The organism is Actinoplanes subglobosus, assembly GCF_042650585.1.
In the GTDB taxonomy this organism is placed as follows: Bacteria; Actinomycetota; Actinomycetes; order Mycobacteriales; family Micromonosporaceae; genus Actinoplanes; species Actinoplanes subglobosus.
Genome location: NZ_JBHSBL010000005.1, coordinates 641,859 through 648,357, shown reverse-complemented (window position 1 = coordinate 648,357; position 6,499 = coordinate 641,859). Strand labels below are relative to the sequence as shown.

Annotated in this window: 5 protein-coding genes (1 of these 5 running past the window's edge); 3 read left to right on the top strand and 2 right to left on the bottom strand. The window is 69.6% G+C overall.

Annotation, left to right across the window (positions count from 1 at the left end; all coding sequences use genetic code 11):
* Both ACFO0C_RS06265 and ACFO0C_RS06260 read right to left on the bottom strand, forming a co-directional pair.
* Positions 1–502: DUF4956 domain-containing protein (locus ACFO0C_RS06265; RefSeq protein ID WP_378065547.1), on the bottom strand; the 502-nt coding region annotated here is incomplete at its 3' end.
* Between the two features lie 3 nt (positions 503–505).
* Positions 506–1,270, bottom strand: coding sequence for a polyphosphate polymerase domain-containing protein (locus ACFO0C_RS06260; RefSeq protein WP_378065546.1), 765 nt, complete (start codon positions 1,268–1,270; stop codon positions 506–508).
* A 175-nt stretch (positions 1,271–1,445) separates the two neighbouring features.
* Between ACFO0C_RS06260 and ACFO0C_RS06255 the strand changes: the two genes are divergently transcribed.
* From ACFO0C_RS06255 to ACFO0C_RS06245, 3 genes are all read left to right on the top strand, one after another.
* Positions 1,446–2,633, top strand: coding sequence for a sensor histidine kinase (locus tag ACFO0C_RS06255; RefSeq protein WP_378065545.1), 1,188 nt, complete (start codon positions 1,446–1,448; stop codon positions 2,631–2,633).
* Positions 2,630–3,298: a response regulator gene (locus tag ACFO0C_RS06250; protein ID WP_378065544.1), complete on the top strand. Its 669-nt coding sequence runs from the start codon at positions 2,630–2,632 to the stop codon at positions 3,296–3,298. Before ACFO0C_RS06255 ends, ACFO0C_RS06250 begins: the two co-directional genes overlap by 4 nt.
* A gap of 131 nt (positions 3,299–3,429) precedes the next feature.
* A protein-coding gene (locus tag ACFO0C_RS06245) for an efflux RND transporter permease subunit (protein ID WP_378065543.1) crosses the window boundary here: on the top strand, positions 3,430–6,499 show its 5' portion. 44 nt of this gene lie beyond the right edge of the window; the window shows 3,070 of its 3,114 coding nt (coding positions 1–3,070); the start codon lies at positions 3,430–3,432; the stop codon falls past the right edge of the window.

Here is a 6,499-nt window from a genome sequence, read left to right as displayed (position 1 = left end):
TGGTCAGGCCGATCAGCACGTCCTGGATGTTCTGCGTGTAGTTGCCGTCCGGCGGGACCTGCACCTTGACGACCTGGCGCTGCACGTTGGAGGCGAACCAGTTGAACCGGTACATCACCAGAATGATCAGGCTGATCGCCACCGCCGCGACGATCGCCAGGGTGTAGAAGCGGGTGCCGGCGGCCATCCCGACGCCCATCACCAGGAAGATGAACCCGACGTCACGGGTCTCCTTGATCGCGTTCCGGAACCGGACCACCGACAGGGCGCCGACCAGCGCGAACGCCCGCGCGATGTTGGAACCGACGACCAGCATGATCAGCGCGATCAGCATGCCGAGGATGACCAGCGTCTGCACATACGACTGGGAGTACGACACGTTGCGGTGGGTGAACCGGTAGACCCAGGCGATGAACGCGCTGAGCAGGAACGACAGCGACAGCGCGATGGCGATGTCACCGACACTGAACGTGCCGGACAGGTCCTGTACTTCGAAGGGCATGGGTCAGACCTCGACAGTCTCGGAATCGGGGATGTGGAAGATGCTGCGCGGGGCCCGGCCGAAGGCCTCCACGCTCTGGCAGTACTTGGAGACCCGCACGATCGACATGTTCATGCGGGCGGCCAGATCGGTGAGCCAGTACGGCACCCGCTCGTTGGCCTTGAACTCGACCACCGACAGGCGGGCCGGCACGATCAGCCGGTTCTCCGCATCGGCGGAGAAGTGGAAGTCGCGGTCCCGGCCGCGGACCCGGTGGTCGAGGGTGACGCGCAGACCGACGTCGGCGTCCCGCCCGACGTAGGCCTCCCGCTGGTAGCCGGTCATCGCGACCGGCCGCAGGTCGAGCGTCGAGATCAGTTCCAGGACCTCCTCCAGGAAGGCGGTCTGTCGCGGTTCGTGGTCGACCATCCGCCGGCCGTCACACAGATCACGAGCGAGGTGGTACGGCAGCGCCACCCGCCGTTTCTGGGTGACCCGGTTGACCCGCTGTTTGATCTCGACGTGCACTTCTGTGTCGTCACTGACGTCGTTCCGGTCGCCGTAGTGGCGGACCCGCAGCTTCCGGCGGAACTTCAGGCCCTCGATCTTCTCCCAGTAGAACCGCAGGTCACGAGTGTCGTAGTAGGTGCTCCACACGCCGTAACCGCCATCGGAACCGTGGCTGTCGGCATCCATCCGGCCGACCAGTTCCCGGCGCAGGTCCGGGACCTGGTCGCTGGGCAGCAGGTACTTGATCTCGTACCGGTTGAACGAGTGCAGGGACGTCATGCCCCATATCTATGGATAGCGAGGACAGAGCAACCTCGATGAATCCTGTGAATCTCATGGGAACGGAAGATGAACCCCAGGTGGACGGGGGTGCGATTACTTCAGCGGCGGTACCGGCCGCTACCGCCACTGGACGACGCCCGGACCACCGGCGGGCACTACCGTTGATCGGGCCATGGTCAGCGAAACCGTCCTCCCGCGCCGGGCCGGGTTACGTGCCCTGGCCGTCCGGCACCCGACCGCCGTCGACACCACGCTCGCGACGCTGCTGCTCGCCCTGTCGCTGTTCATCTACTGGCGGGCCGACGGGCTGCCCCGGGACCGGCCGATGACGACGACCGACTGGGTTGCCGCCGTCGTCGCGGTCGGCGCGGTGGCCGGGCGGCGGCGGTTCCCGCGCACCGTCCTCATCATCGTCACCGCCGGACTGGTCGCGCAGTACACGATCACCCAGCACCGGCATCCACTGCTGATCCTGGCCAGCGGGATCGTCGCGTACACCGTCGCGTCACGCACCGACCGGCGCACCACCCTGCTGCTGGTGGCCGGCTGCGGCAGCGCCATCTACGTGGCCGACGCACTGCGCCGGCAGGACCCGTTCGTGCTGGACAGTGTGCCGACGCTGACGTTCCTCGGCATGGCCACGGCGTTCGGCGACGCCACCCGCAGCCGCCGCGCCTACCTGGCCGAGGTCGAGGAACGCGCCCGGCGAGCCGAGCAGACCCGTGAGGAGGAGGCCCGGCGACGGGTCATCCAGGAACGGCTGCGCATCGCCCGGGAACTGCACGACGTGGTCGCCCACCACATCGCGGTGATCAGCGTGCAGGCCGCCGCGGCCAGTCACCTGCTGGACCGGCGGCCCGAGCAGGTGCGGCCGGCGCTCGACCTGATCCGGCACGCCGGCGACGACGTGCTCAAGGAACTGTCGTCGATCGTCGGGGTGCTGCGGCAGTCCGACGATCCGGTGGTGAGCACCGAGCCGGCACCGGGCCTGTCCCGGTTGCCGGCACTGCTGGAGACGGTCGCGGCGGCCGGGCTGGCGGTCACCGCCGACACCACGGGCACCGCGCGGCAACTGCCGGCGGTGACCGATCTGGCCGCCTACCGGATCGTGCAGGAAGCCCTGACCAACGCGCACAAGCACGGCACCGGGTCCGCCTCCCTCGCCCTGGCCTGGTCGCCGGCCAGTCTGACGATCACCGTGACCAACCCGGTCGCGTCCGGGCGTGCCGCCGGTTCCGGATACGGCATCGTCGGGATGCGGGAACGAGCCGCGGCAGCCGACGGCACCATCTCCGTGGAGGAGACCCCCGACCACCGTTTCACCGTACGTTCTGTCCTCTTACTCAAGGAAAAATCGTGATCCGCGTCCTTCTGGCCGACGACCAGGCGCTGATCCGCGCCGGCTACCGGATGATCCTCGACTCCGAACCGGACATCGAGATCGTCGGCGAGGCCATGGACGGCCGCGAAGCCGTCGAACTCGCCCGGCAGCAGCGGGCCGACGTGGTGCTGATGGACATCCGGATGCCCGCCATGGACGGCATCGAGGCGACCCGCCGCATCGCCGCCGACGACGACCTGGCCGGCGTGCGCATCCTGGTGCTCACCACGTTCGAGAACGACGACAACGTGATGCTCGCCCTGCGCGCCGGGGCCAGCGGGTTCCTCGGCAAGGGCGTCGGCGCCGACGAACTCATCCACGCCGTCCGGGTGGTGGCCGCCGGCGACGCCCTGCTCTCCCCACGTGCCACCCGCGGACTGCTCGACCACCTGCAGAGCCAGCCCGGCCCCGGACCGGCCGTCACCTCGGTGCCGCTGGACGACCTGACCCAGCGCGAACGCGAGGTGCTGGTACTGGTCGCGCACGGCTACACCAACGACGAGATCGGCGAACGGCTGTTCCTGTCCCCGCTGACGGCGAAGACCCACGTCAATCGGGCGATGGCCAAACTCGGCGTCCGCGACCGGGCCCAGCTGGTGGTCGTCGCCTACCAGAGCGGACTGGTCAACGTGTCCCGCGGCTGAGAGCAGGCTGAGAAGCCGCTGTCAGTGACCACGGCGGCGGTATTGCCAACGCCCGGCTACCGCACTCGCGGTAGCCTCCCCGCCCGCCGCTGGACGACGACTACGGCGGCCGTGGATCCGAGACTTTGCGGGTGTCGATATTCGCTCGCCTCAGTCTGGCCAACCGCAAACTGGTGGCCATCATCGCGGCCCTCGTCGTGGCCCTCGGCTGCTACGCGGCGGCCTCCCTCAAGCAGCAGCTGCTGCCCGACCTGTCGTTCCCGGCCGTATCCGTGGTCGCCTCCTACCCCGGCGCCGCGCCCGAAGTCGTCGAGCAGCAGGTCACCGTGCCGCTCGAGGAGGCCGTGCAGAACCTGACCGGGATCGAGGGCATGACCTCCACGTCCCGGCAGGGCACCGCCACGGTGATGCTGTCGTTCGGTTTCGACACCGACATCGACGACGCCGCCCGGGAAGTCGAACAGGCTGTCGGAAAACTCGGCGCCCGCCTCCCCCAGGACGTCGACCCGCAGGTCATGACCGGCAGCACCGGCGACATGCCGACCATCACGCTCGCCGCCACCGGCACCACCGCCGACACGCTCGCCCAGAAGGTCGTACCGGCCCTGCAGGCCGTCGACGGCGTCAACGAGGTGTCCGTCTCCGGCGCCCGCACCCAGGTCCTCACGATCACCCCGTCGAAGCCGGCGAGCACCCAGGCGATCGTCACCGCCCTGAGCGGCCTCGGCGGCACCTCCTCGGCCGGCTCGATCACGTCCGGCGGCCGCGACCTGAGCCTCGCCGTCGGCGGCCCGGTCACCTCGATCGACCAGATCAGGAACCTCTGGATCGCCACCGGCTCAACCCCACAACAACTTCATGACCTCGCTGACGTACGGCTGTCCGACGGCCCGGCCTCCTCCATCACGCGGACCAACGGGGAACCGAGTCTCGGCATCTCGGTCACGATGGACCACGGAGGCAGCTCGTCCTCGATCTCCTCCGACGTCCGTGACCTGCTGCCCGGCCTGACGGAGGACCTCGGCGCCGGCGCCGCCCTGACCGTCGTGTCCGACAACGGCCCCGCCGTCAAGGAGTCCGTCGACGGCCTCCTCGAAGAGGGCGGGCTCGGTCTGCTCATGGCCGTCCTGATCATCGTGCTGTTCCTGCGGTCGGCACGGTCCACCCTGGTCACCGCCGTGTCGATCCCGCTGTCGCTGCTGATCGCCCTGATCGTGCTGTGGGCGCAGGACTACTCGCTCAACATCCTCACCCTCGGCGGTCTCACCATCGCCGTCGGCCGGGTCGTCGACGACTCCATCGTGGTCCTGGAGAACATCAAACGGCATCTCGGGTACGGCGAGGACCGTCGCGACGCCATCATCACCGCCGTCCGTGAGGTCGCCTCCGCCGTCACCTCCTCCACCCTCACCACGGTCGCCGTGTTCCTGCCGATCGCGTTCGTCTCCGGCATGGTCGGTGAACTCTTCGGCTCCTTCTCCATCACGGTGACCGTGGCCATGCTCGCGTCACTGCTCGTGTCGCTCACCGTCGTACCGGCGCTCGCCTACTGGTTCCTGAAAGCCCCGAAGGACGCGGCCGGCGTCGACCCGGAGACCTACCGGCAGCGTGTCGAGGCCGAGGAGCGGCAGGGCCGCCTGCAGCGCATCTACCTGCCGGTGATCGCGTTCTCCGTACGCCGCCGGAAAACCGTCCTCGGTGTCGCGGCGGCCCTGCTCGTCGGCACCGTCGCGATGGCCGGCGCCCTCAAGACCAGCTTCATCGACCAGTCCGGCGAAGGCACCCTCAGCGTCAGCCAGACCCTGCCGCCCGGCACCGACCTGGCCACCACCGACAAAGCCGCCCAGCAGGTGGAGGCCGCGCTCGCCGGGCTCGACGGCGTCGAGTCGTACCAGGTCCGGATCGGTTCGTCCGGCGGATTCCTGAGCGGCGGCAGCGGCGGCAACAGCGTCTCCTACACCCTCAACCTGACCGACGGCGCCGACGCGGTGGCCGTCGAGGACGCCCTCGAGACCCGGATCGCCGCGATCACCGGCGCCGGTGAGATCACCGTCGGTGGCGGAGGCGGCGGATTCGGCGGCAGCGGCATCGAGGTGTCCGTCCGCGCCGACGACGACGCCACCCTGAAAGCCGCCACCGCGCAGGTCACCGAAGCCCTCGCCGGCGTCGCCGAGGTCACCGACGTGACCAGCGACCTGGCCGAGAGCGCCCCGCAGATCAGCATCGTCGCCAAGGGTGAGGCCGCCGCCCGCTACGGCCTCACCGACCAGGCCGTCGTCGGCGCGCTCCGGCAGGCCGTCTCCGGCGCCACCGTCACCCGCGTCACCCTCGACGGAACCCAGCACGACGTCGTCGTCAGCACCGGCGCCACCGCGCCCGGCGACCTGAACGCCCTCAAGGCCGTCACCGTGATGACCCAGGCCGGACCGGTTCGCCTGGACAAGGTCGCCACCGTCACCGAGGTCGACGGGCCCGCCCAGCGGACCCGCATCGACGGCGAACGCACCAACACCGTCACCGTCACACCTGTCGGCGACGACACCGGCGCGGCCAGCACGGCGGTACGGGCCGCCCTGGACAGGCTGACGCCGCCGGCCGGATCGTCGTACGAGACGGGTGGTGTCGTCTCTCAGCAATCGGAGGCCTTCGCGCAGCTCGGCCTCGCCATCGCCGTCGCCATCGCCCTGGTCTTCCTGATCCTCGTCGCGGTGTTCCGCAGCATCCGGCAGACCCTGATCCTGCTGGTGTCGATCCCGTTCGCGTTCGTCGGCGCGGTCGCCCTGCTGCTGGTCACCGGCACGCCGCTCGGTGTGGCCGCCCTCATCGGCATCCTGATGCTGATCGGCATCGTCGTGACCAACGCGATCGTGCTCATGGACCTGGTCAACCAGTACCGCGAACGCGGCATGACCGTCACCGAGGCCGTCGTCGAAGGCGGGCTCCGGCGGCTGCGGCCCATCCTGATGACCGCCCTGGCCACCATCTTCGCGCTGCTGCCGATGGCGCTGGGCATCACCGGGGCGGGCGGCTTCATCTCCCAGCCGCTCGCGGTCGTGGTGATCGGCGGGCTGGTCAGCTCCACCCTGCTCACGCTGGTGCTGATCCCGGTCCTCTACACGATGGTCGAGTCCCGGCGGGAGGCCCGCCGCCTGCGCCGCCTCCCCGTCGAGACCCCGGCCGCTCCGGAACTCCTCCCGGTCG

Coding starts and splice junctions, on each gene's coding strand:
- ACFO0C_RS06255 (WP_378065545.1), top strand. CDS start 1,446: ATGGTCAGCGAAACCGTCCTCCCGCGCCGGGCCGGGTTACGTGCCCTG.
- ACFO0C_RS06260 (WP_378065546.1), bottom strand. CDS start 1,270: ATGACGTCCCTGCACTCGTTCAACCGGTACGAGATCAAGTACCTGCTG.